General features: G+C 31.7%; 29 protein-coding genes and 1 riboswitch. Of the genes, 25 read left to right on the forward strand and 4 right to left on the reverse strand.

Features of this window, described 5'->3' with window-relative positions; genetic code table 11:
* The first annotated feature begins 4 nt into the window (after window positions 1-4).
* From rpsE to rpsI, 20 genes are all read left to right on the forward strand, one after another.
* Window positions 5-502, forward strand: a complete 498-nt coding sequence (gene rpsE / locus ACWJJT_RS12690; RefSeq protein ID WP_165414252.1) for a 30S ribosomal protein S5 — start codon at window positions 5-7, stop codon at window positions 500-502.
* A gap of 12 nt (window positions 503-514) precedes the next feature.
* Entirely contained in the window at window positions 515-694 is a 180-nt protein-coding gene (rpmD, locus tag ACWJJT_RS12695) for a 50S ribosomal protein L30 (protein WP_462954936.1), read from the forward strand.
* An 18-nt stretch (window positions 695-712) separates the two neighbouring features.
* Window positions 713-1,153, forward strand: a complete 441-nt coding sequence (rplO, locus tag ACWJJT_RS12700; RefSeq protein WP_165414254.1) for a 50S ribosomal protein L15 — start codon at window positions 713-715, stop codon at window positions 1,151-1,153.
* Complete coding sequence (secY, locus tag ACWJJT_RS12705; RefSeq protein WP_462954937.1) at window positions 1,154-2,434, forward strand: preprotein translocase subunit SecY; 1,281 nt, start codon at window positions 1,154-1,156, stop codon at window positions 2,432-2,434.
* Between the two features lie 22 nt (window positions 2,435-2,456).
* Window positions 2,457-3,110 (forward strand): adenylate kinase, encoded by a 654-nt coding sequence (locus tag ACWJJT_RS12710; protein WP_462954938.1) that lies wholly within the window; start codon window positions 2,457-2,459, stop codon window positions 3,108-3,110.
* Window positions 3,107-3,853: a type I methionyl aminopeptidase gene (map, locus tag ACWJJT_RS12715; RefSeq protein ID WP_462954939.1), complete on the forward strand. Its 747-nt coding sequence runs from the start codon at window positions 3,107-3,109 to the stop codon at window positions 3,851-3,853. Before ACWJJT_RS12710 ends, map begins: the two co-directional genes overlap by 4 nt.
* A 5-nt stretch (window positions 3,854-3,858) precedes the next feature.
* Window positions 3,859-4,149 (forward strand): RNA-binding protein, encoded by a 291-nt coding sequence (locus tag ACWJJT_RS12720; protein ID WP_462954940.1) that lies wholly within the window; start codon window positions 3,859-3,861, stop codon window positions 4,147-4,149.
* A gap of 7 nt (window positions 4,150-4,156) precedes the next feature.
* Window positions 4,157-4,375 (forward strand): translation initiation factor IF-1, encoded by a 219-nt coding sequence (gene infA / locus ACWJJT_RS12725; RefSeq protein WP_125002904.1) that lies wholly within the window; start codon window positions 4,157-4,159, stop codon window positions 4,373-4,375.
* Between the two features lie 15 nt (window positions 4,376-4,390).
* Complete coding sequence (gene rpmJ / locus ACWJJT_RS12730; RefSeq protein WP_021122033.1) at window positions 4,391-4,504, forward strand: 50S ribosomal protein L36; 114 nt, start codon at window positions 4,391-4,393, stop codon at window positions 4,502-4,504.
* 129 nt (window positions 4,505-4,633) lie between these two features.
* Window positions 4,634-5,002, forward strand: coding sequence for a 30S ribosomal protein S13 (gene rpsM / locus ACWJJT_RS12735; protein ID WP_462954941.1), 369 nt, complete (start codon window positions 4,634-4,636; stop codon window positions 5,000-5,002).
* A 15-nt stretch (window positions 5,003-5,017) separates the two neighbouring features.
* Complete coding sequence (rpsK, locus tag ACWJJT_RS12740; RefSeq protein ID WP_165414260.1) at window positions 5,018-5,410, forward strand: 30S ribosomal protein S11; 393 nt, start codon at window positions 5,018-5,020, stop codon at window positions 5,408-5,410.
* Window positions 5,411-5,443: 33 nt separating this feature from the next.
* On the forward strand, window positions 5,444-6,064 hold the full coding sequence (gene rpsD / locus ACWJJT_RS12745; protein WP_165414261.1) for a 30S ribosomal protein S4: 621 nt from the start codon (window positions 5,444-5,446) through the stop codon (window positions 6,062-6,064).
* Between the two features lie 63 nt (window positions 6,065-6,127).
* Complete coding sequence (locus tag ACWJJT_RS12750; protein ID WP_216302374.1) at window positions 6,128-7,075, forward strand: DNA-directed RNA polymerase subunit alpha; 948 nt, start codon at window positions 6,128-6,130, stop codon at window positions 7,073-7,075.
* Window positions 7,076-7,087: 12 nt separating this feature from the next.
* Complete coding sequence (rplQ, locus tag ACWJJT_RS12755) at window positions 7,088-7,429, forward strand: 50S ribosomal protein L17 (RefSeq protein WP_165414263.1); 342 nt, start codon at window positions 7,088-7,090, stop codon at window positions 7,427-7,429.
* A gap of 80 nt (window positions 7,430-7,509) precedes the next feature.
* Window positions 7,510-8,355: an energy-coupling factor transporter ATPase gene (locus ACWJJT_RS12760; protein ID WP_462954942.1), complete on the forward strand. Its 846-nt coding sequence runs from the start codon at window positions 7,510-7,512 to the stop codon at window positions 8,353-8,355.
* Window positions 8,340-9,194 carry an energy-coupling factor transporter ATPase gene (locus tag ACWJJT_RS12765; protein WP_462954943.1) on the forward strand — a complete coding sequence of 285 codons (855 nt, stop codon included), beginning with the start codon at window positions 8,340-8,342 and terminating at the stop codon, window positions 9,192-9,194. The genes ACWJJT_RS12760 and ACWJJT_RS12765 overlap by 16 nt, the downstream gene beginning before the upstream one ends.
* 78 nt (window positions 9,195-9,272) lie before the next feature.
* Window positions 9,273-10,076, forward strand: a complete 804-nt coding sequence (locus ACWJJT_RS12770; RefSeq protein ID WP_462954944.1) for an energy-coupling factor transporter transmembrane component T family protein — start codon at window positions 9,273-9,275, stop codon at window positions 10,074-10,076.
* A gap of 62 nt (window positions 10,077-10,138) precedes the next feature.
* Window positions 10,139-10,879 (forward strand): tRNA pseudouridine(38-40) synthase TruA, encoded by a 741-nt coding sequence (gene truA, locus ACWJJT_RS12775; RefSeq protein WP_462954945.1) that lies wholly within the window; start codon window positions 10,139-10,141, stop codon window positions 10,877-10,879.
* A gap of 164 nt (window positions 10,880-11,043) precedes the next feature.
* The gene (rplM, locus tag ACWJJT_RS12780; RefSeq protein WP_462954946.1) at window positions 11,044-11,478 is read left to right on the forward strand and encodes a 50S ribosomal protein L13; all 435 of its coding nucleotides are present in this window, start codon (window positions 11,044-11,046) and stop codon (window positions 11,476-11,478) included.
* A gap of 24 nt (window positions 11,479-11,502) precedes the next feature.
* Window positions 11,503-11,895, forward strand: coding sequence for a 30S ribosomal protein S9 (rpsI, locus tag ACWJJT_RS12785; protein WP_165414269.1), 393 nt, complete (start codon window positions 11,503-11,505; stop codon window positions 11,893-11,895).
* Window positions 11,896-12,011: 116 nt separating this feature from the next.
* On the opposite strand, the gene ACWJJT_RS12790 is transcribed toward rpsI, so the two are convergent.
* Entirely contained in the window at window positions 12,012-12,656 is a 645-nt protein-coding gene (locus ACWJJT_RS12790) for a superoxide dismutase (protein ID WP_462954947.1), read from the reverse strand.
* 404 nt (window positions 12,657-13,060) lie between these two features.
* Here ACWJJT_RS12790 and ACWJJT_RS12795 point away from each other — a divergent pair, with 404 nt between their 5' ends.
* On the forward strand, window positions 13,061-14,677 hold the full coding sequence (locus ACWJJT_RS12795) for a Na/Pi cotransporter family protein (RefSeq protein WP_462954948.1): 1,617 nt from the start codon (window positions 13,061-13,063) through the stop codon (window positions 14,675-14,677).
* A gap of 224 nt (window positions 14,678-14,901) precedes the next feature.
* Complete coding sequence (cwlD, locus tag ACWJJT_RS12800; RefSeq protein ID WP_462954949.1) at window positions 14,902-15,615, forward strand: N-acetylmuramoyl-L-alanine amidase CwlD; 714 nt, start codon at window positions 14,902-14,904, stop codon at window positions 15,613-15,615.
* A gap of 174 nt (window positions 15,616-15,789) precedes the next feature.
* On the opposite strand, the gene ACWJJT_RS12805 is transcribed toward cwlD, so the two are convergent.
* A complete protein-coding gene (locus tag ACWJJT_RS12805) occupies window positions 15,790-16,569 on the reverse strand; it encodes a DUF3048 C-terminal domain-containing protein (RefSeq protein WP_462954950.1) in 780 nt (259 codons plus the stop codon).
* Window positions 16,570-16,853: 284 nt separating this feature from the next.
* Between ACWJJT_RS12805 and ACWJJT_RS12810 the strand changes: the two genes are divergently transcribed.
* The 3 genes from ACWJJT_RS12810 (at window position 16,854) to ACWJJT_RS12820 (ending at window position 19,792) form a co-directional block, all read left to right on the forward strand.
* The gene (locus tag ACWJJT_RS12810; RefSeq protein ID WP_462954951.1) at window positions 16,854-18,173 is read left to right on the forward strand and encodes a tetratricopeptide repeat protein; all 1,320 of its coding nucleotides are present in this window, start codon (window positions 16,854-16,856) and stop codon (window positions 18,171-18,173) included.
* Between the two features lie 223 nt (window positions 18,174-18,396).
* Window positions 18,397-18,714, forward strand: coding sequence for a thioredoxin (gene trxA, locus ACWJJT_RS12815; RefSeq protein ID WP_462954952.1), 318 nt, complete (start codon window positions 18,397-18,399; stop codon window positions 18,712-18,714).
* 208 nt (window positions 18,715-18,922) lie between these two features.
* The gene (locus ACWJJT_RS12820) at window positions 18,923-19,792 is read left to right on the forward strand and encodes an NAD(P)/FAD-dependent oxidoreductase (RefSeq protein ID WP_462954953.1); all 870 of its coding nucleotides are present in this window, start codon (window positions 18,923-18,925) and stop codon (window positions 19,790-19,792) included.
* A 129-nt stretch (window positions 19,793-19,921) separates the two neighbouring features.
* Here ACWJJT_RS12820 and ACWJJT_RS12825 read toward each other — a convergent pair whose 3' ends face one another.
* Together ACWJJT_RS12825 and ACWJJT_RS12830 are read right to left on the reverse strand one after the other, a co-directional pair.
* Window positions 19,922-20,476 carry a cell wall hydrolase gene (locus tag ACWJJT_RS12825; protein WP_462954954.1) on the reverse strand — a complete coding sequence of 185 codons (555 nt, stop codon included), beginning with the start codon at window positions 20,474-20,476 and terminating at the stop codon, window positions 19,922-19,924.
* Window positions 20,477-20,598: riboswitch (cyclic di-AMP (ydaO/yuaA leader) on the reverse strand.
* 79 nt (window positions 20,599-20,677) lie between these two features.
* Window positions 20,678-21,712, reverse strand: coding sequence for a hypothetical protein (locus ACWJJT_RS12830; protein ID WP_462954955.1), 1,035 nt, complete (start codon window positions 21,710-21,712; stop codon window positions 20,678-20,680).
* Between the last annotated feature and the right edge of the window lie 61 nt (window positions 21,713-21,773).

Consider the following 21,773-nt stretch of genomic DNA (forward strand, 5'->3'; position numbering starts at 1 on the left):
ACACATGAAAATAGATCCTAGCACATTAGATCTTAAAGAAAAAGTAGTTAATATAAACAGAGTTGCTAAGGTTGTTAAAGGTGGAAGAAACTTCAGATTCAGCGCACTAGTTGTTGTTGGAGACGAAAACGGACACGTTGGCGTTGGAATGGGTAAATCTGTAGAAATTCCTGAAGCAATTAGAAAAGGAATAGAAGATGCTAAAAAGAACTTAATAAATGTAGCTATGGTTGGAACAACTATTCCACATACTATTGATGGAAAGTTTGGTACTTCGGTTATACACATAATGCCGGGCGCTGAAGGTACAGGAATTTTAGCTGGTGGTCCAGTTAGAGCAGTTCTAGAATTATCAGGATTAAAGGATGTTAGAGCTAAATCTTTAGGCTCTAGTAATGCAAGAAATGTGGTTAATGCTACTATCGAAGGTTTAGCAGGTTTAAGAACAGTAGAAGACGTTGCTAAATTAAGAGGCAAGACAGTAGAAGAAATTTTAAGATAGGAGGGGAAAACCTTGGCTAAAGTTAAAATAACATTGGTTAAAAGCTTAATAGGTAGAAAGAAAGAACACATAGCTACAGTTAATGCTTTAGGATTAAGAAAAATAAGAAATAGTGTTGAGCACGAGGAAACTCCTCAGATCAAAGGTATGATAAACAAAATTATATATCTAGTAAAAGTAGAGCAAGTATAAAAAAGAGGAGGTGTTGACATGAAACTTCAAGATTTAAGACCTGCGGAAGGTTCCAAAAAATCTCCTAAGAGAATCGGTAGAGGTACTGGTTCAGGATGGGGAAAAACTGCAGGAAGAGGTCAAGATGGACAAAACTCTAGATCAGGTGGAGGAACAAGACCAGGATTTGAAGGAGGTCAGATGCCTTTATACAGAAGATTACCTAAAAGAGGGTTCACAAATATTTTTGCGAAAAAATATTCTTGTATAAATGTAGATAGACTGAATATGTTCGAAGATGGTACAGAAGTTACAACAGAATTGCTATTAGAGAGAAGAGTCATAAGAAAAGCATATGATGGAGTTAAGATACTTGGAAATGGTGATTTAGAAAAGAAATTAACTGTAAAAGTATCAAGATTCTCTAAAGGAGCAGCTGAGAAAATTGAAACAGCTGGAGGAAAAGTTGAGGTGATATAAATGTTATCAACCCTACGTAATGCCTGGAAAGTTCCTGATTTAAAAAAGCGTATGATATTCACGCTACTTATGGTTGCAATTATGAGGATGGGTATTTATATTCCTGTTCCTGGTGTAGATGCTAGCAAGCTTGTAGACTTAACTAGTAATGGTGGAACGTTGATTAGTTTTTATGATATGATGTCAGGTGGTGCATTAAGTAAATTTAGTATTTTTGCTATGGGTGCTGGTCCATACATAAACGCATCAATTATAATGCAGTTACTTGTAATAGCAATCCCATATTTAGAGCAACTTTCTAAAGAAGGGCTTGAAGGACGCAAGAAAATACAAGACCTTACTAGATATGTTTCAATAGTGCTGGGGGCTTTACAGGCCTTCGGTATGTATGCAATTATTGCAAGTACTGGAGCATTCTCAGATACATCTAGTTTAGCCATATTTCTAGTGATACTAACGATGACTACTGCATCAACATTTTTGGTGTGGATAGGTGAACAAATCACAGGTAAAGGTATAGGCAATGGTATTTCATTAATAATTTTTATTAATATTGTATCTGGATTACCTTCTACGGTGTATAAAATTGCTGAACTTCAGAAGGCAGGCACTGTAAATTTTGTAGAGGTTATAATGTTTATTATAGTTGCTATAGCATTATTAGTTGCAGTAGTAATAGCAAGTTTAGGTGAAAGAAGAATTCCAGTTCAATATGCTGGAAAAGCTGTTGGAAACAAGGTTTTTAAAGGACAATCAACACATATTCCAATTGGTGTAACCGCATCTGGAGTTATCGGTATAATTTTTGCAATGTCAGTAATGACATTCCCAGAAACAATAGCACAGTTTAAACCGACATCTTCAATTGCAAAATTCATTGTAGGAAGTCCTTGGAGCATATTTGAAAAAAACAGTTGGAAATACTCCTTGGTGTATTTTGTATTAATAGTATTCTTTACATGGTTTTATACTCAGGTAACATTTAAACCAGATGAAATGGCTGAAAATATGCATAAATCATCAGGTTTCATACCAGGGATTAGACCAGGCGAGAATACAGCAACTTATATCGATAAGGTATTGACTAAGATTTCGATACTTGGAGGAACTTTTGCCGCTGTTATAGCAATATTCCCAATTTTTATAGAGGGATATACTCACTTTAAGGGGATATATTTTGGAGGTACAATGTTATTAATCATGGTGAATGTTGCTCTTGAAACTTTAAGACAACTTGAATCACAATTAGTAATGCGACATTACCAAGGATTCCTTAAATAAATTATCACCAGGAGATGATACTATGAGAATAATCTTGTTAGGTCCTCCGGGAGCCGGAAAAGGAACGCAAGCAAAATCCATAAGTAATAAATTTTCCATACCACATATATCAACAGGGGACATATTCAGGAAGAATATTTCAGAAAAAACCCCTCTTGGAATTGAAGCTAAGAAACATATTGATAAGGGGCACTTAGTCCCAGATGAATTGACTATAGATATAATCAAGGATAGGTTAAATAATGAAGATTGTAGTAATGGATTTTTACTAGATGGCTATCCTAGAACTGTTAATCAAGGTGAAGCCTTAAAAACTTTATTAGACGGAAAGGGTAACTCCCTTGATACAGCGTTATTAATAAAGGTGCCTAGAGAATTTATTCTAGGTAGAATGACTGGTAGAAGGGTTTGTCTTACATGCGGTGCTAGCTATCATATTACATTCAATCCGCCGAAAGTGGACGGAAAATGTAATTTATGTGGAAGTGATATTGTACAAAGAGCTGATGACACTGAAGAAACCGTTAATGAACGGATAGACATATATGAGGCTCAAACACAACCATTGATAAAGTACTATGAAGATAAAAACTTACTATCAGTAGTTGATGGGACACTAGAAATTAACAGTGTGTTTGAAAGTATCTGTGATATCTTAGAAGAAATAAAAAAATGATAAACATAAAAAGTGATATGGAAATTCAATACATGAGAAGTGCGGGTAAAGTGGTTTCAGAAGCTCTTGTAATAATTGAACAGGTAATAAAACCTGGAATAACCACTGCAGAACTGGATAAATTAGCTGAAGAGTTCATAGTAAAACAAGGTGCTAAACCATCTTTTAAGGGTTATTGTGGATTTCCAGCTTCCATATGTACATCTGTTAATGATGAAGTGGTTCATGGAATTCCATCTAACCGTATTTTACTTGAAGGAGACATAATTAGCATAGATTGTGGTGCCATATTAAATGGCTATCATGGAGATGCTGCTAGAACTTTTCCAGTAGGAAAAGTATCCAATGAAGCTACAATGCTCATTGAGGTCACTAAAAACAGTTTCTTTAAGGGTGTTGAAAAAGCTATAATCGGTAATAGATTATCAGATATATCTGCTGAAATTCAGTGTTATGCTGAAGGCCGTAGGTATTCTGTGGTTAGGGATTTTGTAGGTCATGGAATTGGTAAATCAATGCATGAGGAACCAGAAATTCCTAATTATGGTGTTCCAAATAGAGGACCTAAGTTAGTTCATGGTATGGTACTTGCAATTGAACCTATGATAAATATAGGAAAGCATTATGTCAAAGTAAAGTCTAATAAGTGGACGGTAGTAACGCGAGATGGCAGTTTATCTGCACATTATGAAAATACTGTTGCTATTCTAAAAAATGGTCCTGAAATATTAACTTTGAACTAATAGAGGTGAATGATTTGGAGAAAAATAGCCTTATAGGTAAGGTAGTACATTCTAAAGCGGGAAGGGATATGCATAGAAATTTTATTGTGGTAGGAATACTAAATAACGAATATGTGTATATTTCTGATGGAGAGTTAAGAAAGATTGAAAAGCCTAAGAAAAAGAAGGTTAAACATCTAAAATTTACTCACACAGTAGCTGAGGAAATTAGAGATATAATTTTATCTAAAAAAGAGGTTACTAATTCTAAAATTAAAATATTTTTGCAGTCTGCAGATATTGGTAAGGAGGTTTAATTACCTTATGTCAAAAGATGATATAATTGAAATGCAAGGTGTGGTATTAGAAACTTTGCCCAATGCAATATTTCAAGTTGAGCTTGAGAGTGGGCATAAAATATTAGCTCATATTTCAGGAAAGTTAAGAATGAATTTCATAAGAATATTACCAGGAGACAAGGTTACAGTAGAACTTTCCCCATATGATTTGACTCGTGGGAGAATAACTTGGAGAGACAAGTAATAAGGAGGGTTAGCTATGAAAGTAAGGCCATCAGTTAAACCTATGTGTGAAAAATGTAAGGTTATAAAGAGAAAAGGAAGAGTAATGGTTATCTGTGAAAATCCTAAACATAAACAAAAGCAAGGTTAATCGGTTTTATTTACAAATGATATTGTATTAAATATCAAAGCTAATATATTAATAAATGTTTATTATATCGTTTTTAATTATAGATGTGATAAATTATAACAACAATTACGTGGGAGGTGTAAACAGTAAATGGCAAGAATAGCAGGTATTGACCTACCAAGGGAAAAAAGAGTTGAAATAGGTTTAACATATATATTTGGTATTGGTTTAACTAAATCACAGGGAATCCTTAAAACAACAGGAATAAATCCTGACACAAGAGTTAAGGACTTAACTGAAGAAGAAGTTAATGAATTAAGAACATACATCACTAAGAACTTTATTATTGAAGGTGACTTAAGAAGAAGAGTTGCATTAGATATAAAAAGGTTAATGGAAGTTGGATGTTATAGAGGAATAAGACATAGAAAAGGTCTTCCAGTAAGAGGACAAAAAACTAAAACTAATGCAAGAACAAGAAAAGGCCCTAAGAAAACAATGGCGGGTAAGAAGAAATAGTAAGGAGGGAATGTAATGGCTCAAAAAGTTAAAAGAAGTAGAAGAAAAAAAGAAAGAAAAAATGTTGAGCACGGTTGTGCACACATAAAGTCTACTTTCAATAATTCCATCGTTACACTTACAGATGCAGCTGGTAATGCTTTATCTTGGGCAAGTGCAGGTGGATTAGGTTTTAGAGGATCAAGAAAGAGTACTCCATTTGCAGCTCAGATGGCAGCAGAAGCTGCTACAAAAGCAGCTATGGAGCACGGATTAAAGAGTGTTGACGTATTCGTTAAAGGACCAGGAGCAGGTAGAGAAGCGGCAATTAGATCACTTCAAGCGGCTGGATTAGAAATTACATTAATCAAAGACGTTACTCCGATTCCACATAACGGATGTAGACCACCAAAAAGAAGAAGAGTATAGTACTTAATATAGTAAATAGGAGGTGTAATTTGAATGGCAAGATATACTGGAGCTACTTGTAGACTTTGTAGAAGAGAAGGCATGAAGCTAAACCTTAAGGGTGATAGATGCTTCACAGATAAATGTGCATTTGCCAGAAGAGGCTATGCACCAGGACAACATGGACAGAGTAAGAAAAAAATGTCTAATTATGGATTACAATTGAGAGAAAAACAAAAGGCTAAGAGAATATACGGAGTACTTGAAAGTCAATTTAGAAGATACTATGAAAAAGCTGACAAGTTAAGAGGAATAACAGGTGAAAACTTATTAAGACTTTTAGAAGTGAGACTTGATAATGTAGTTTATAGATTAGGTTACGGAAATTCAAGACAAGAGGCTAGGCAACTAGTAACTCACGGACATTTCTTAGTTAATGGTAAAAAGGTAGATATTCCTTCTTACAGTTTAACAGCAAATGAAGTAGTATCTGCATGTGAAAAAAGCAGAGCTACTGAGAAGTTTAAGGTTTTCATTGAAAATCCTAAAGCTTTACCAAATTGGTTAGAAGCTAACTTAGAGAAATTTGAAGGAAAAGTTTTAGCACAACCAACTAGGGAAGATATAGATGTTCCTGTTAATGAAACGTTAATCGTCGAGTTATACAGCAAATAGTCATTAATATAGAATCAGTTGCCCTCATAATAGGTTGCCAATTAAAAAAGAGGAGGGTTTATTATGTTAGAGATAGAAAAGCCAAAAATAGAATGTGTAGAAACAGCTGAAGATGGTTCTTATGGTAGATTCGTAATTGAACCATTGGAAAGAGGCTATGGTATAACTTTAGGGAATGCATTAAGAAGAATTCTTCTTTCTTCATTACCTGGAGTTGCTACAAGTGCAGTTAAGATTGATACAGTACTTCACGAATTCTCCACTGTTAAAGGTGTTAAAGAAGATGTTACAGAATTAATTCTAAACATCAAAAGCTTAGCACTTAAAATGGAGGGAGAAGGTCCTAAAACAATTTATATTGATGCTAAAGGACCTGGAGTAGTTACTGGAGCAGATATTAATACTGATGGAGATATAGAAGTCGTTAATACCGATTTACATATAGCAACATTAGATGATGATGCTAAATTATATATGGAACTAACTGTTAACAAAGGTAGAGGATATGTGTCTATGAGTAAAAACAAGACAGATGAATTGCCGATAGCTACAATACCAGTAGATTCAATTTACACTCCAGTTAAGAGAGTAAATTTTGCTGTTGAAAACACTAGAGTAGGCCAGATTACTGATTATGATAAATTAACTATTGAAATTTGGACTAATGGAACAATTAGACCAGATGAAGCTATTGGTTTATCAGCTAAAATCCTTATCGAACACTTTAAGTTATTTATGACATTAACAGATCATGCTGATAATGTTGAAATAATGGTTGAAAAAGAAGAAGATAAGAAAGAAAAAGTTCTTGAGATGACTATTGAAGAACTTGACCTTTCCGTTAGAAGCTATAATTGCTTAAAAAGAGCTGGAATTAATACAGTTCAAGAACTAACAGAAAGATCAATGGATGATATGATGAAAGTTAGAAATTTAGGTAAGAAATCACTTGAAGAAGTTGAACAGAAACTTCAAGCTTTGAGTTTGAACTTAAAACTAACTGAAGAGTAAGGAGGAGAACACATGGCACAATATCGTAAATTAGGACGCGCCACTGATCAAAGAATTGCAATGTTTAGAAGTCTTGCAACTAATTTGTTGAAATATGGAAAAATTGAAACTACAGTAACTAGAGCAAAAGAAACTAGAAAATTTGCTGAAAGAATGATAACTCTTGGAAAAAGAGGAGATCTTCATGCTAGAAGGCAAGCACTTGCATTTATTACTGAAGAAAGCGTTGTTAAAGATTTATTTGAGAATATTGCACCCAAGTATGCTGAGAGAAACGGCGGATATACTAGGATAATGAAAATGGGTCCAAGAAGAGGCGACGCAGCAGAAATGAGCATAATAGAATTAGTATAGTTTGAGAAAAGGGGATTAAGTGGGAACAAACTTAATCCCCATTTTCATATTCATATTTATAAACGTAGGGAGTGACACTTATGGGTGAAAAAATGGTTATATGTAATAAACTTGTTTATAAGTACCCTCGAAGTGAAGATGAACAACCTAAAGTAGCCATAGATGGATTAGATTTAGAGGTTAACAAGGGTGAATTTTTAGTAGTATTAGGTCATAATGGTTCAGGAAAATCAACCTTTGCTAAACATATAAATGCACTTTTAATACCAACTGAAGGGGAACTCTATGTATATGGATTGCAAACCTCTGTAGAATCTAATCTATGGAAAATTAGGAATGTAGCTGGCATGGTATTTCAAAATCCAGATAATCAAATTGTTGCAACGATTGTAGAAGAAGATGTAGCATTTGGTCCAGAGAACTTAGGCTTAGATCCTAAAGAAATTAGACAAAGAGTGGATGAATCATTAAAAAATGTTAAAATGTACGAATATACAAAACATGCGCCACATTTACTTTCAGGTGGTCAAAAACAAAGGGTAGCTATCGCTGGTATTCTTGCTATGAGGCCAAAGTGTATTGTTTTTGATGAACCAACAGCTATGCTTGATCCATTTGGGAGAAAAGAAGTTATTAGAACTATTAAAGAAATAAACAAAAAACATGGCATAACAATAATTTTAATAACGCACAATATGGAAGAAGCAGTAGAAGCCGATAGGATTGTAGTTATGGATAGTGGCAAAATCGTCATGAATGGAAAACCTAAAGAGATATTTAGAAATGTACCTGTTATGAAAAAAATAGGTTTAGATGTTCCAATGGTGACAGAACTCGCGTATGAACTTAAGCAAAATGGCATTAATATAGAAACAGATATATTAACTATAAATGAGATGGTGAATGCATTATGTCAATTAAAATAGAAAACTTAACGTATATATATATGCCAAAAACTCCTTTTGAAAAAAAAGCTATAGACAATGTATCTATAGAAATAAAGCAAGGGGAATTTGTAGCACTAATTGGGCATACAGGTTCAGGCAAATCTACTCTAATACAACATATAAACGGACTACTAAAACCAACATCAGGTAGAATATTAGTAGACGACATAGATATAACAAACAAAAATGTGAAATTGACAAACATAAGAAAAAAGGTTGGACTAGTATTTCAGTATCCTGAATATCAACTTTTTGAAGAAACTATTGAAAAAGACATTGCTTTTGGGCCACAAAATTTAGGCTTAGATAATGATGAAATAAACAAAAGAGTTCAGCGAGCTATGAAAATTGTTGGACTGGATTATGAAGAGTATAAGGACAAATCACCTTTTGAAATAAGTGGTGGTCAAAAGAGAAGAGTAGCTATTGCAGGAGTAGTAGCTATGCAGCCAAAGGTTTTAATTTTAGATGAACCAACTGCAGGACTCGATCCAAAAGGAAGAGACGATATCTTAAGTAAGCTTGTTGAATTGTACAACCAAAACGACATGACTATAATTTTAGTATCGCATAGTATGGAAGATGTGGCCAAGGTTGCAAATAGAATTGTAGTAATGGATAAAGGAAAGTGTATTCTAGACGGGTCGCCACAGAGGGTATTTAGTGAAATAGAATTATTAGAAAGTGTAGGTCTAGCAGTGCCACAGGCAACATACTTAATTAGGGAACTACGTAATAAAGGATTCGATTTATCACAAGATATATTTACCTTAGAAAAAGCTAAACAAGAATTGCTTAGAGTATTAAAAAAGAATTAGTATAAATTTTTTGTATTAAGAAGACATCATATATAAAGCAGTAAGATGTGCTTCTTTCAGCACAGTGGAGGAATTTGTATGATCAAAGATATTACAATAGGTCAATATATACCAGGGGAGTCTTTTGTACATAAATTAGATCCAAGATTTAAGATACTAATATCCCTTTTGTTTATTGTGGACCTATTTTTGGTAAATAATTTTATAGGCTATTTATTTATAATTATATTTCTTTTAGCCACAATAATAATAGCTAATTTGTCATTTAAGTACATTTATAATGGGTTAAAGCCTATTTTAGTTTTATTACTTATTACAGCAGTATTAAACATTTTTATGACTAGCGGGAAAGAGTTAAATTTAATTTTTCACTATGGGTTTATAAATGTTTATAAAGAAGGTCTAATAGTTGCAGCGTTTATGATTCTTAGACTTGTGTTTTTAATTATGGGAACATCAATATTGACATTAACTACATCCCCAATAGAGTTAACAGATGGCATAGAAAATCTTTTAAATCCATTTAAAAGAATAGGCGTGCCAGCCCATGAGTTAGCAATGATGATGACTATTGCATTAAGATTTATTCCAACTCTTATGGATGAGACTGATAAAATTATGAAAGCACAAATGGCAAGAGGTGCTGATTTTGAGTCTGGGAATTTGATAAGTAGAGCAAAAAGTTTAATCCCTATTTTAGTACCCTTGTTTATAAGTTCTTTTAGGCGGGCTGATGAATTAGCAATGGCTATGGAATCAAGATGTTACAAAGGTGGAGAAGGAAGAACTAAAATGAAACAACTAAAGATAACAAAAAAAGATTATGTTGCAAGTTTTGCTTTTACACTGTTGTTTATTATTACTATTGTTAGTAGAACATAATATTCTACTAAAGTGCAAAGGATTATTAAATCCTAGGTATAAATAGAAAAGGACGTGGAATAGTGAAAAATATAAAGCTCATAATAGAATACGATGGAACAAACTATTCAGGTTGGCAAAGGCAAAAGCAAAATAATGTTAGAACTATTCAAGAAAAAATAGAGCTTGCTATTGAAGAGATTACAGGTGAAAAAACTCAAATTACGGGGTCTAGTAGAACAGATGCCGGAGTTCATGCAAAAGGGTATACAGGAAACTTTTATACTGATAGTAAAATATCTGCGGAAAAATTCACAGGAGCTATAAATAGCAAGCTCCCCTTAGATATTGTGATTTTACATTCTATTGAGGTTCCATATGAGTTTCATTCAAGGTATAATAGTAAAGGGAAGCGGTACAGTTACACTATACTTAATAGGCGAGAGTCTGTTGCCGTGGGACGTAATTACATATACAACCATAAAGAGATATTAGATGTAGATGCTATGAAACTAGGGGCGTTATATTTTATAGGTACTCATGATTTTTCTGCATTCAAAAATCTGGGCAGTTCGGTTAAAACTTCTGTAAGAACTATTTCGCAACTAGATATAATAAAGGATGAAGAACTTATAAAAATAGATATTGCTGCTGACGGATTCCTTTATAATATGGTTAGAATAATAGTTGGAGCGCTAATTAGGGTTGGAGAAGGAAAAATCAAACCTAATGAAATTAAAGATATAATTGAGTCAAAAGAGAGAGCAAAGGCTGGAAAATCTGCTCCACCCGGGGGATTATGTTTGGAGGAAGTTTTTTATTAAAATAAAAAACAATAAAATTCAAACAGCACGTGTAAAAACATTGACACACCCGGTAGAATGTATTATACTTATTAATGTTTGTATAAAATATCGTGTATAAGATCCACTAGCCCCGGATCTTTAGCATAGGAAGTTAATTGTTAAAAGTTCAGGGAGGGAAAATAATGAAATCATACTTAGCAAAACCACTAGAAGTAGAAAGAAAATGGTTCGTTGTAGATGTAGAAGGAAAAGTTTTAGGAAGAGCAGCTAGTCAAATAGCAGCTATATTAAGAGGAAAGCACAAACCAACATTTACACCACATGTTGACACAGGTGACTTTGTAATTGTAATAAATGCTGATAAGATAGTTTTAACTGGTAAGAAATTAGACCAAAAAATGTTAAGACATCACTCTTTTTATCCAGGTGGATTAAAAGAAGTTCCATATAGAATAGCAATAGTTAAAAAACCTGAGTTTATTTTTGAAGAAGCAGTAAGAAGAATGCTTCCAAAGGGACCATTAGGTCGTCAAACACTTAAGAAATTAACTGTATACAGAGGATCAGAACATAAAAATGAAGCACAAAATCCAGAAACACTAGTGCTTAAATACTAATTAGATTCGGAGGGAGGATACATAATGGCAAAGGTTCAATATATAGGAACAGGAAGAAGAAAGAAATCAGTTGCTAGAGTAAGACTTGTACCTGGCGAAGGTAAAATTGTTATAAACAAAAGAAACATAGAAAATTATTTTGGATTAGAAACTTTAATTCTTATAGTTAACCAACCTTTAGTATTAACTGGAACTAAAGATAAATTTGATATTCTAGTTAATGTAAACGGTGGTGGATATACAGGTCAAGCTGGAGCAATAAGACACGGTATTTCTAGATCTTTATTAAAGGCTGACGAAACTTTAAGACCAGAGCTTAAAAAAGCAGGATTTTTAACAAGAGATCCAAGAATGAAAGAAAGAAAGAAATACGGCCTTAAAAAAGCAAGAAAAGCATCTCAGTTCTCAAAGAGATAGTCTTTATAAAGTCAAAAATCCCTCAAACAATTATGTTTGGGGGATTTTTATTTCTTTTAAACTTATAAAATGATTTAAAACCACCTATAACTGACAAATGTTTAGAAAGTTATCCATTAAAAAAGACTATATGGATAATATCTATGTTGGTTCATATTCGCGGACCTCATTGAAAAGACGTATTTTTGGAATCTGTCATTTAAAATACTCCAATTTATATTTTCAATAAACGTAGAAATATATTTTTTCTTATCTGTTCCAAAATCCATGAAATATGCATGCTCATAAACATCCATTACTAATATGGGGAAAGATTGCCATACTGCTCCAGTATCGTGTGAATCGCTTCCTATTATGTGTAATTTATTATCAAGCGAATCAATAGAAAGAACTACCCAACCTCTCATGGATAATCCTACATTTGTAAGATAGGAGATAAAATCATCATAGGTCGTAAACTGATTTATTATAGCATTAAATATGGGACCATAAGGGGTGTTACTTCCCCCAGTCATGTTTTCAAAATAAAGGTTGTGAAGCTTTACCCCATTCAGTGCATATGTTTCACCTAGTTTTAAACTGCGCATTTTGGAATAAGTGGCATTGCTATCAGTATAATTACCTGGTATATAGGGAATGTTCCAAATTTCATTTAACTTGCTTACGTAACCCGAATATAGTTTGTAATGCTCATCTAGCTGCTTCTTGGAAAAGCCATTCACCGATTTAAAATCAAAAATGTAAGGCTTTAAATTGTACATTAGATCACCTCTATAAAATATTTTATTCCATTATATTTTAATTATATGATATGTAATGGAAATTTATTATAATATTGTTTTATAAGGATAGTTAAATCATCTCCTGCGGAGCTGCGACAGCTTTGAAGAAGCTGCATTGACGACTTCAGAAGGGGCTTTATACTAGATTTATACTCCCACTGAAGTTTTTATTTGTTAGGGTATATAACTCCCACGTATAGAAGTAGGAGACTTCCCTTCTGAAATGTCGTTAAAAGTAAATACCTCATATGTTATGTTTGTGTTAAGTTTTATAAAGTCTATGTTAAATATGTCGTAAATTACTTAACATAAAGTATAAACCTATAGTATTATTTGTGTGAATGATTAAAATACTTATAATACATTAGACATGGAGGAATTTTATGCAGGCTATAAATATGGTTATAGGCCTTTTTGGAGGCGTCGGGTTATTCTTATATGGAATGAAAATGATGGGTGATGGGTTAATAAATGCATCAGGAGAAAAACTCAAAAAGATATTTGATAAAATAACATCTAATCCTATTAAAGGTGTAGCTACAGGAGCTGCAATAACAGCAGTTATTCAAAGCAGTAGTGCAACTACAGTAATGGTAGTTGGTTTTGTTAATGCAGGACTTATGGACCTATATCAGGCAGCGGCGGTAATTATGGGAGCGAATGTTGGAACCACTATAACAGCGCAGCTAATTGCATTTAAACTTGATAATATAATGCCAGTATTTTTAGGAATAGGTTCCTTAACAATATTATTTTCAAAAGATAAAAAGGGTAGGGAAACAGGCAATATTATATTAGGCTTTGGTATTCTTTTCTTAGGAATGGAATTAATGAAGAATGCTATGTCTCCACTAGCCAATTCGCCAGCTTTTGCAACTTTAATAATGAAATTGGAAGGAAATACTATCTTAGCAGTTTTAACGGGTGTACTTATGACTTCAGTACTCCAAAGTTCTTCTGCGTCCACGGGTATTTTAGTAGCATTAGCGTCTACATCAGCATTGCCACTCGGAGTGGCGGTACCAATTTTATTTGGTAATAATATAGGCACATGTATAACGGCTTTATTATCGAGTATAGGAACGTCTAAAACAGCAAAAAAAGCAGCTCTAATACATCTGTTTTTTAATATATTTGGTACATTAATTTTTATTCCGCTAATAAACCCAGTAATACAACTTGTACAGGTTATATCACCGGGTGGGGGTATGGGTATAAAAAGACAAATTGCGAATGCCCATACAATATTTAACATAACAAATACCATAATTATGGTGCCATTTATAAGATATCTTGTTTTACTTGTTAACAAGATTATACCTGGAGAAGATGAAGTTGTAATAATGGGGGTTAAGTATATAGATGATAGATTACTAGAGACGCCAGTTATTGCGGTTGGGCAAACATCGCAAGAGGTAGTTAGAATGGCTAACTTAGCAAAAGAAAATGTACAGCTTGCTATGGAGTGTTTTACTAACAATAACGAAAGTAATATAAGAACTGTTTATGAAAATGAAAAATTAATAAACTTACTTGAAGATGAAATTACATCATATTTAGTAAAGCTTTCATCAACACAATTATCGGAGGAACAAACTAAAATAGTAACTTCTATGTTCAATGTAGTAAATGATATAGAGCGTATAGGAGATCATGCTGAAAATTTAGTGGATTTAACTAGTGAAAAGATTCAAAAGAATTTGAAATTCTCAAAAGAAGCTATAGAAGAGTTAGATGGAATGTATAAATACATAGTAAATGCTCTAGAAATTAGTATTGAGAGTTTTGAAAACAATGATATTATGAAAGCGGAATCCGTTATGGCAATAGAAAGTAGAATTGATAGTTTAGAAAACGAATTAAGATCATCACATATAAGAAGATTAAATAGTAGCGGATGCGGGGCTACAGTTGGGACAATGTACCTAGATATTATTAGCAATTTTGAAAGAATAGGAGATCATGCAACCAATATCGCAGAAGTGGTAATAAACAAATAATCATAATTTATATAAGTGAAATATATTTACATATAACTTGAGGAAAGCAGAAAGCAGTCGCTATAATTTTTAGCGGGTGCTTTTTGTTTGCCGTTAAATTGTAAATATAAATACTGTTTATAGATTTTTATAAAAAAGGATCTAAAGCAAATATGAAAATACTAATAAATCATCTGCAAGTTGAATAAAGTTAACATATATTAATAAATAAAAGGGTGGATGAATTGAGGTATAAAAATAACAAATTAGTAGCTATTATCCTAGTAATCATTGTAGGGATGGTAGGCTTTATAGGCGTAAATCTAAGCTTTTCAAAAGAAACTATGAATGCGGGTAAAGGGAATAAAAAAATACTCATCGATGCCGGACATGGAGGGATGGATGGTGGCACAAGCTCTCAAAATGGTACTGTAGAAAAAGATATAAATTTAAGTATAGCAAAAAAGCTTAAAGAGAGCTTGAAAAAATCAGGATATGAAGTAGTTATGACAAGAGAAGAAGATACAGGAGCTTATTCAAAAAGTGGAACTATAAGGTCAAATTACAATGAAGATTTAAAAAATAGATGTGATTTAAAGAAATCAAGTAATTGTGATATGTTAATTAGCGTTCATTTAAATTATTTTTCACAGAGTAAATATTATGGAGCACAAGTATGGTACTCAGATTATAAAGATAGCGTTACATTAGCTAGTACAATTCAAAAAAACCTTAGGGTAGATTTGGATCCCAATAATAAGAGAATACAGAAGCCCGCTAAAAATGCTTACAAGTTATTAAGGGTGAATGACAATATGCCAAGCGTTATAGTGGAATGTGGATTTTTATCAAACAATGAAGAAGAACAAAAGTTAAAGTCAGATGAATATCAAAGAAAAATTGCAGACTCCATAAGCAAATCTGTAGACGAGTTTTTTAAAAGTAATCCAAAAGAGTAAATAAGTATATTGGAGCAAGTTTGGATTAGTTTGAAAAATAATACTTATTTAAATGCGGGCAACCTAAAAAAGCATATTATTCTAGAAATATGCTTTTTGGTTTGTAATTAAATTTTCATAATAATGCAGCCTCGAAGATGGTGCTGAACAGATTTAAAAAGGATGATTTAATTGCTAATCGTAGGCTATAGAAGAGGTTCCATCAATAAAAGTCCACCATGTAGGGCCTGGCATTAGTGAGATAGGGTCCCCTTTTCGGCCTGTAATATTTATTTTAGAATTATTCTTCCTATCCCATTTAATATCTTGAGCTTTTCCGCTACAAAATAACAATCCAGTGCCATGAGATTCAGACGAAGCTAAGGTTTCATCATTTACAATATTACCGTGGACAAATTGTACAATAACATTAGTTAGCTTTACAGGAGTATTATTATCATTATCAATGTTTAAGCCTCTATAATGATAATACTCTCCATTTTGATATAAAAAATTTGAAGATGAATCTTCATTAAAACTTATAAAAATGGAAGTTGCATTGGTACCTTTAAGGGCTTTTGTATCAACGTTATTGGAAAATTTTAATGTTGGTAAATATGAATTGCAATAATCTTTTAAATTAATTGTTGAACTAATATTTTTAGCACTTTCTTGGCTAAATATAGCTTTACAAGTAAGGCCATTAGACTTACTTAAAAACTCAAGGATCAAATCTGCATTACTAAGTCCTTTAATAGATGGTTCGTTAGTAGTATTAATAAAAGTTGCAATTTTTTTAAGTTTGGCAGAATAAGTTTTAGAAACTCTTTCACCTGTATATTTTGGTGTAGTTATTCGATCATGTAAATTAAGGTAACAAATATGCATAGAAAACCTATAAACAAATAGTGAAAGAACTAATACTAAAATAGAACTTAGAAAATATATGATAAAAGTAAAATTTTTTTTTGTCATAAGGTCCTCCCATAGTATCTATATATATTATTTTAATAGTCTTATTCAACCAGGAACAGGTCGCAAGTAGTAAAATTATTAGAAGATTAACGAGATTTTCTTTATTCAGAGAACCTCCTTATAATTAGTGCATTAATATCATAATATGAAATAATTAAAATTTTAATACAAAAAAATATAATAATATATTTTTACTATTATAATTATGAATAATTCTATTAAAAAAAATAAATCCTATGATATAATTAGATTAATTATAAATATAGGAAATAAAAGGTGAGTTTATGGACAAATCAGGGAAAATATATGTAAAAGCTATGAATAAATATAATGATGGATATATAGACAAAGCGTTAGCACTATGTGAAAGAAGTATTTCGCTAAACAATACAAATGCTGCCGCTTTAAATTTGAAGGGTATTTTGTATTATATAAAAGGTGATTTAGAAACTGCTAAAAAAATGTGGAATATAAATTATAAAAGAAACAATGATCAGGTATCAAAAAAATATCTAAATGATAGTATACGTGATAAGGGAAAATTACAGCTGTATGTCAATACCATGCAGCTAATTAAGCAATTTAATATACTTGGGGCTCTTGAGAATTTAAAACAGTGCGAAACCAGTCACTTTAATTTTATAAATGTGAATAATCATATTAGTGGATGCTACATAAAGCAAGGGGAATATGAGAAAGCACTACATTACATAAATGAGGTTATAAAAGTAGATAAAAAAAATACACAAGCTATTATGAACAAAAAAATATTAATAGAATATGGTAGCTTAAAGAGAGAAATAAACTATAAGAAAATAGTTATAGTTACTGCTAGTATATGTTTATCTGTAACGCTGCTACTTCTAGGCAAAGTTTATATGTATAAGGCAAAAAACATATCAACAACTGCTATAAAAAAAGCGCAAAGCGTAATAGCGTTAATTAATAAAGAAGATAAAGAGGAAACTAAAAACAAAGTAGAAATAGAAAATCAAAATTTTCAAGAAGTTAAAGATAATACTGAAGTAGAGAATCAAGGTACAAGTAAGAATAAAAAAAACACAATAAAAAATAAATCACAAGAAATGACGAAATTCCCACAAGAACAATTTAAAGAAAGTATAAATAGTAATGATATAGAGCAAATGATTGAATATATAAATAGGTGGAAGAATGATGACTTGGGAATGAATGATAAGTTACTTATGGTAAAAGGAGAAGAAATTATTAAAAATAGTGGAGTGCCAATTTTTTATGAAAAAGGTATAAATTGTATGAATGATAAAATGTTTGTTGAAGCTCGGAAATATTTTTTATATGCATTACCATATTCTAAAGATAGTTATTTACAAGAGCATATTGTTTATATGCTAGCTTTAAGTTACAAATCTATTTCTGACTTTCAAAATGCTGTTAAATACTATGAACTTAGTTTAAAACAATTTCCTAGTGGAAGTTACACTAATGAAGTTTTATATAATTTAATTCTTATAAATAAAGATTTAGATTCAAATAAAGCAAAGGTTTATGCAGAAAAACTAGTGAAACAATTTCCAAATTCGCAATATAATAACGCTATAGTGAAAAAGATATTAGGAACATAAAAATAAGTAATAATACAAAGGAGTATAGACATTTTTAAGATTTGCTTTGGGTATACTAATCTTGAAATGTGTATATAAATTTAGAAATTTTACAATATTTACAGTTATACAAAAAAACTTAAATCCAACAGATTTAAGTTGAAATATTGACTAGTAAAATAATAAGGTATACAATTAAGATATAAACATACCCTGGTGGGGTATAATAATTGGAGGTAATAATATGATTAAAGAAGTTAATGATAAAAATTTTAATGAGGAAATTGGAAATTCAGATAACATAGTTGTAGTTGATTTTTGGGCACCTTGGTGTGGACCTTGTAAAATGTTAACTCCAGTAATTGAAGAATTAGCAAAAGAAATGGGAACAAAAGTTAAATTTGCAAAAGTAAATGTAGATGAGAGTCCTATGATATCATCAAAGTATAAAATTTCAAGTATTCCAACAGTTATGGTATTTAGAAAAGACGCGGTTAAAGAAACTATGGTAGGATTCAGACCTAAAGCAGATTTAAAGAAAATAATAGAAAATCATATATAAAATCTTACAGTACTAAAAATGATGATTGATATGGTAATAAGGTTAAATAAAGTAATGTAAGTATTAAATAGAAATGTTGGAGATAGATATTTTAAATTTTTATAATTTAAATAAATATCTCCATTTTCTAAGTGAAGAATTTTTACTTATCATAGGGTCAAATAAGTAGAATAGTTTTATTAGGATGAAAACATTAGGAGGAAAAATTATGGGTGAGAGATATGATATAGCTATAATTGGAACAGGCCCAGCAGGCCTTGAAGCAGCTATTAGTGCTAAAATTAGAAATAAAAACATAATAATTTTTGGAAGCAAAGAATTAAGTCCAAAACTAGTAAAAGCAGCAAAGGTAAACAATTTTCTAGGGTTCTATAACGTTTCAGGAAAGGAACTTAAGAATGAATTTGCAACACATGTTGATGCCATGGGGATAGGTATTGTAAATGAGAGAATAAATAATGTTTATGCCATGGGGGATTATTTTGCTTTGATGGTAAACGAAAAAATATATGAGGCTAAAGCAATAATTTTAGCTACGGGGATAGAATACACGAAAGCATTAAAAGGAGAAGAAGAGTTTTTAGGAAAAGGAGTAGGGTACTGTGCTACTTGCGATGCTCCATTATATAAAGGAAAAACAGTTGTTATAGTCGGATATAATAAAGAAAGCGAAGAAGAAACTAATTATGTAAGTGAATTGAGTGGAAAAACATATTATATCCCTATGTACAAAGGGGAATATGATTTAAATTCTAACGTGGAGATAATAAAAAATAAGCCTTTAGAAATAGTTGGTGAAGATGTGGTAACTAAGGTTATTTTAGAGAAGGGCGAGATAACTACAGATGGAATTTTCATGCTAAGAGATAGTGTGTCTCCTAGTCAATTGGTGCCAGGTCTTGAAATCGAAGAGGGACATATAAAAGTTGATAGAAGTATGAAAACCAATATAGAAGGATGTTTTGCAGCAGGCGACTGCGTAGGGAAGCCATATCAGTATATTAAGGCTGCAGGTGAAGGATTAGTAGCAGCATTAAGTGCAGTTACCTATTTAGATAAAGAACATAAAAATAAATAAGATAGATGCTGACTATTGATTTTTATGTTATTAACAATAAAATTAGGTAGCTAACTGTAGTTAGAACTAGCTGTAGCTAGAATTAACTAAAGTGAGCTACCTGACTGTAGTTTATAACTACAGTTTTTTTTATTTAACTACAAAGAAAACATGATTTCCTATAGTTTTTACATTTGTTTTTTTTATACCTATCATCCACTGAGAAGTAGATATTTCAGGGTTATAAAAGAAAACAGCATTATATGTAGGATCTTTACCTTTTAATGCATCTAATACAGCAGTGTAACAAGCAGAATCGGGAATAACATTCGATTTGCCATTGTGAATTATTTTCCCATCTTTAACACAAGAAAAAGCGTTTTTTTGATTTATAACACCAGAAATAGATTTTGGGAAATGACCATCACGAGCACGATTTAGTATAACGGATGCTACTGCGAGTTTGCCGATATCAGGTTCACCACAACTCTCGGCGTATACAACTTGCGACATTAAATAAATATCGTTATCACTAATGTAAATTGAGCTATTTGACTGCTTAAATACTGCTACTGCTTTTAGTTTATCATTATATAAATCTTTAATTTCTGAATCAAATGAGTATAAATTTTTACCATTTACTCTTAAACTAGGCAATACTAATAAGAATGTTAGCATACAAGATAAAAAAGCAAATTTTTTCATAGTATCTCTCCTTTTGCCTACGGAGTTAGCTGACGGGTTCGGGAAAGGTTTAACCTACACAATAAGTGATTCACCCCAAATGCTTGGTTCCTCCGTATTTTTTACTTAGGCTAATAATAGTGTGACCAAGAGTACGAAAATAATACACTGAATTTTTATATTATAACGAAAAACAATTAAGTTATAATAATATATACGTATTTATTTATTATTCTTTAGCTGAGAATAGACTTTAATAAAATCATTATAAGAACGTTCCACTTGTGTAAATAGCACATTAGAAGAATTGTATAGAGCATCTAATGCGGCGGTGTCTACAGCCGTACTTAAAGTTTGAACTTTCTCACTTGTTAGCGCAAGTTTAAAATCCCTTAAATAGCTTTCCTGGTTATCTAATAAAAGTTTGAAGGATTCATAAGTAGTAATAGCCGCAGGAGGCACAGATAAACCTTTAAATGTAGTTTGCATTTCGCTTAATTTTGTAAAATCACTATCTACTAGTGACAAAAGGTCATCATAGGATATCTCTTTTTTTCTTGCTTTTATTACATTTGAGTAAAAATCAGTTTTAGAATCTAAAAAATCCACGGATAAGCTATCAGTTTTATTGATAAATTCTTGGGTTTGTTCCGATTTAATATCTGTTTCTTTTCTTATCATTACGGCGCTATAACTGTAATTAAGTACATTGTCAATGAAGACTAAAGATGTTCTTGGCAGTGTTATTTCAATATTACGAATATCTACTAAGGAGTAAAAATTCATGCAATCATTTCTAAAGGTTTTAAGATCCTCCACGGATTTTTCTACATCTCGACCAGAAGGATTATTTAAAATTGCTAGTGTTTGTCTGTATATTAATAGGTTTTTGTCTAAGCCTGATTTTAAATTTTCATGGTCTTTTTTATATTTCGCGGTAGGCTCTGAATTTGATAAATTATCACGGAGCTTAGCTAAATCTTTAATAATACTAGGTAATTGTTCTTTGGCATAACCAACATCTATTGTTTGGCCACTATTAAACTGTCCTGTATTGTTATTAACCCTATTGATAACATTAATATTAGTTATTAAGGCGGTTTTATAGGAATCATATACCTTATTTATAGATTTGTAATAGATAGTGAAGGAAATACCTATAGAGATCATGATAATAGATAGAAAAAGTATGATTTTAAATGTTTTTCCTTTGTTATTAGTATCTATAATATCTACATTTTCTTTTTGCTCGTTCAAAAAAACTCACTCCCTTATTATTTGTCTTATATTCATATATTAATTTAATACATATATTATT

Source organism: Clostridium sp. CM041, from assembly GCF_055081035.1.

Coding starts and splice junctions, on each gene's coding strand:
- rpsE (WP_165414252.1), top strand. CDS start 5: ATGAAAATAGATCCTAGCACATTAGATCTTAAAGAAAAAGTAGTTAAT.
- rplO (WP_165414254.1), top strand. CDS start 713: ATGAAACTTCAAGATTTAAGACCTGCGGAAGGTTCCAAAAAATCTCCT.
- secY (WP_462954937.1), top strand. CDS start 1,154: ATGTTATCAACCCTACGTAATGCCTGGAAAGTTCCTGATTTAAAAAAG.
- ACWJJT_RS12710 (WP_462954938.1), top strand. CDS start 2,457: ATGAGAATAATCTTGTTAGGTCCTCCGGGAGCCGGAAAAGGAACGCAA.
- map (WP_462954939.1), top strand. CDS start 3,107: ATGATAAACATAAAAAGTGATATGGAAATTCAATACATGAGAAGTGCG.
- infA (WP_125002904.1), top strand. CDS start 4,157: ATGTCAAAAGATGATATAATTGAAATGCAAGGTGTGGTATTAGAAACT.
- rpmJ (WP_021122033.1), top strand. CDS start 4,391: ATGAAAGTAAGGCCATCAGTTAAACCTATGTGTGAAAAATGTAAGGTT.
- rpsM (WP_462954941.1), top strand. CDS start 4,634: ATGGCAAGAATAGCAGGTATTGACCTACCAAGGGAAAAAAGAGTTGAA.
- rpsK (WP_165414260.1), top strand. CDS start 5,018: ATGGCTCAAAAAGTTAAAAGAAGTAGAAGAAAAAAAGAAAGAAAAAAT.
- rpsD (WP_165414261.1), top strand. CDS start 5,444: ATGGCAAGATATACTGGAGCTACTTGTAGACTTTGTAGAAGAGAAGGC.
- ACWJJT_RS12750 (WP_216302374.1), top strand. CDS start 6,128: ATGTTAGAGATAGAAAAGCCAAAAATAGAATGTGTAGAAACAGCTGAA.
- rplQ (WP_165414263.1), top strand. CDS start 7,088: ATGGCACAATATCGTAAATTAGGACGCGCCACTGATCAAAGAATTGCA.
- ACWJJT_RS12760 (WP_462954942.1), top strand. CDS start 7,510: ATGGGTGAAAAAATGGTTATATGTAATAAACTTGTTTATAAGTACCCT.
- ACWJJT_RS12765 (WP_462954943.1), top strand. CDS start 8,340: ATGTCAATTAAAATAGAAAACTTAACGTATATATATATGCCAAAAACT.
- ACWJJT_RS12770 (WP_462954944.1), top strand. CDS start 9,273: ATGATCAAAGATATTACAATAGGTCAATATATACCAGGGGAGTCTTTT.
- rplM (WP_462954946.1), top strand. CDS start 11,044: ATGAAATCATACTTAGCAAAACCACTAGAAGTAGAAAGAAAATGGTTC.
- rpsI (WP_165414269.1), top strand. CDS start 11,503: ATGGCAAAGGTTCAATATATAGGAACAGGAAGAAGAAAGAAATCAGTT.
- ACWJJT_RS12790 (WP_462954947.1), bottom strand. CDS start 12,656: ATGTACAATTTAAAGCCTTACATTTTTGATTTTAAATCGGTGAATGGC.
- ACWJJT_RS12795 (WP_462954948.1), top strand. CDS start 13,061: ATGCAGGCTATAAATATGGTTATAGGCCTTTTTGGAGGCGTCGGGTTA.
- ACWJJT_RS12805 (WP_462954950.1), bottom strand. CDS start 16,569: ATGACAAAAAAAAATTTTACTTTTATCATATATTTTCTAAGTTCTATT.
- ACWJJT_RS12810 (WP_462954951.1), top strand. CDS start 16,854: ATGGACAAATCAGGGAAAATATATGTAAAAGCTATGAATAAATATAAT.
- trxA (WP_462954952.1), top strand. CDS start 18,397: ATGATTAAAGAAGTTAATGATAAAAATTTTAATGAGGAAATTGGAAAT.
- ACWJJT_RS12820 (WP_462954953.1), top strand. CDS start 18,923: ATGGGTGAGAGATATGATATAGCTATAATTGGAACAGGCCCAGCAGGC.
- ACWJJT_RS12825 (WP_462954954.1), bottom strand. CDS start 20,476: ATGAAAAAATTTGCTTTTTTATCTTGTATGCTAACATTCTTATTAGTA.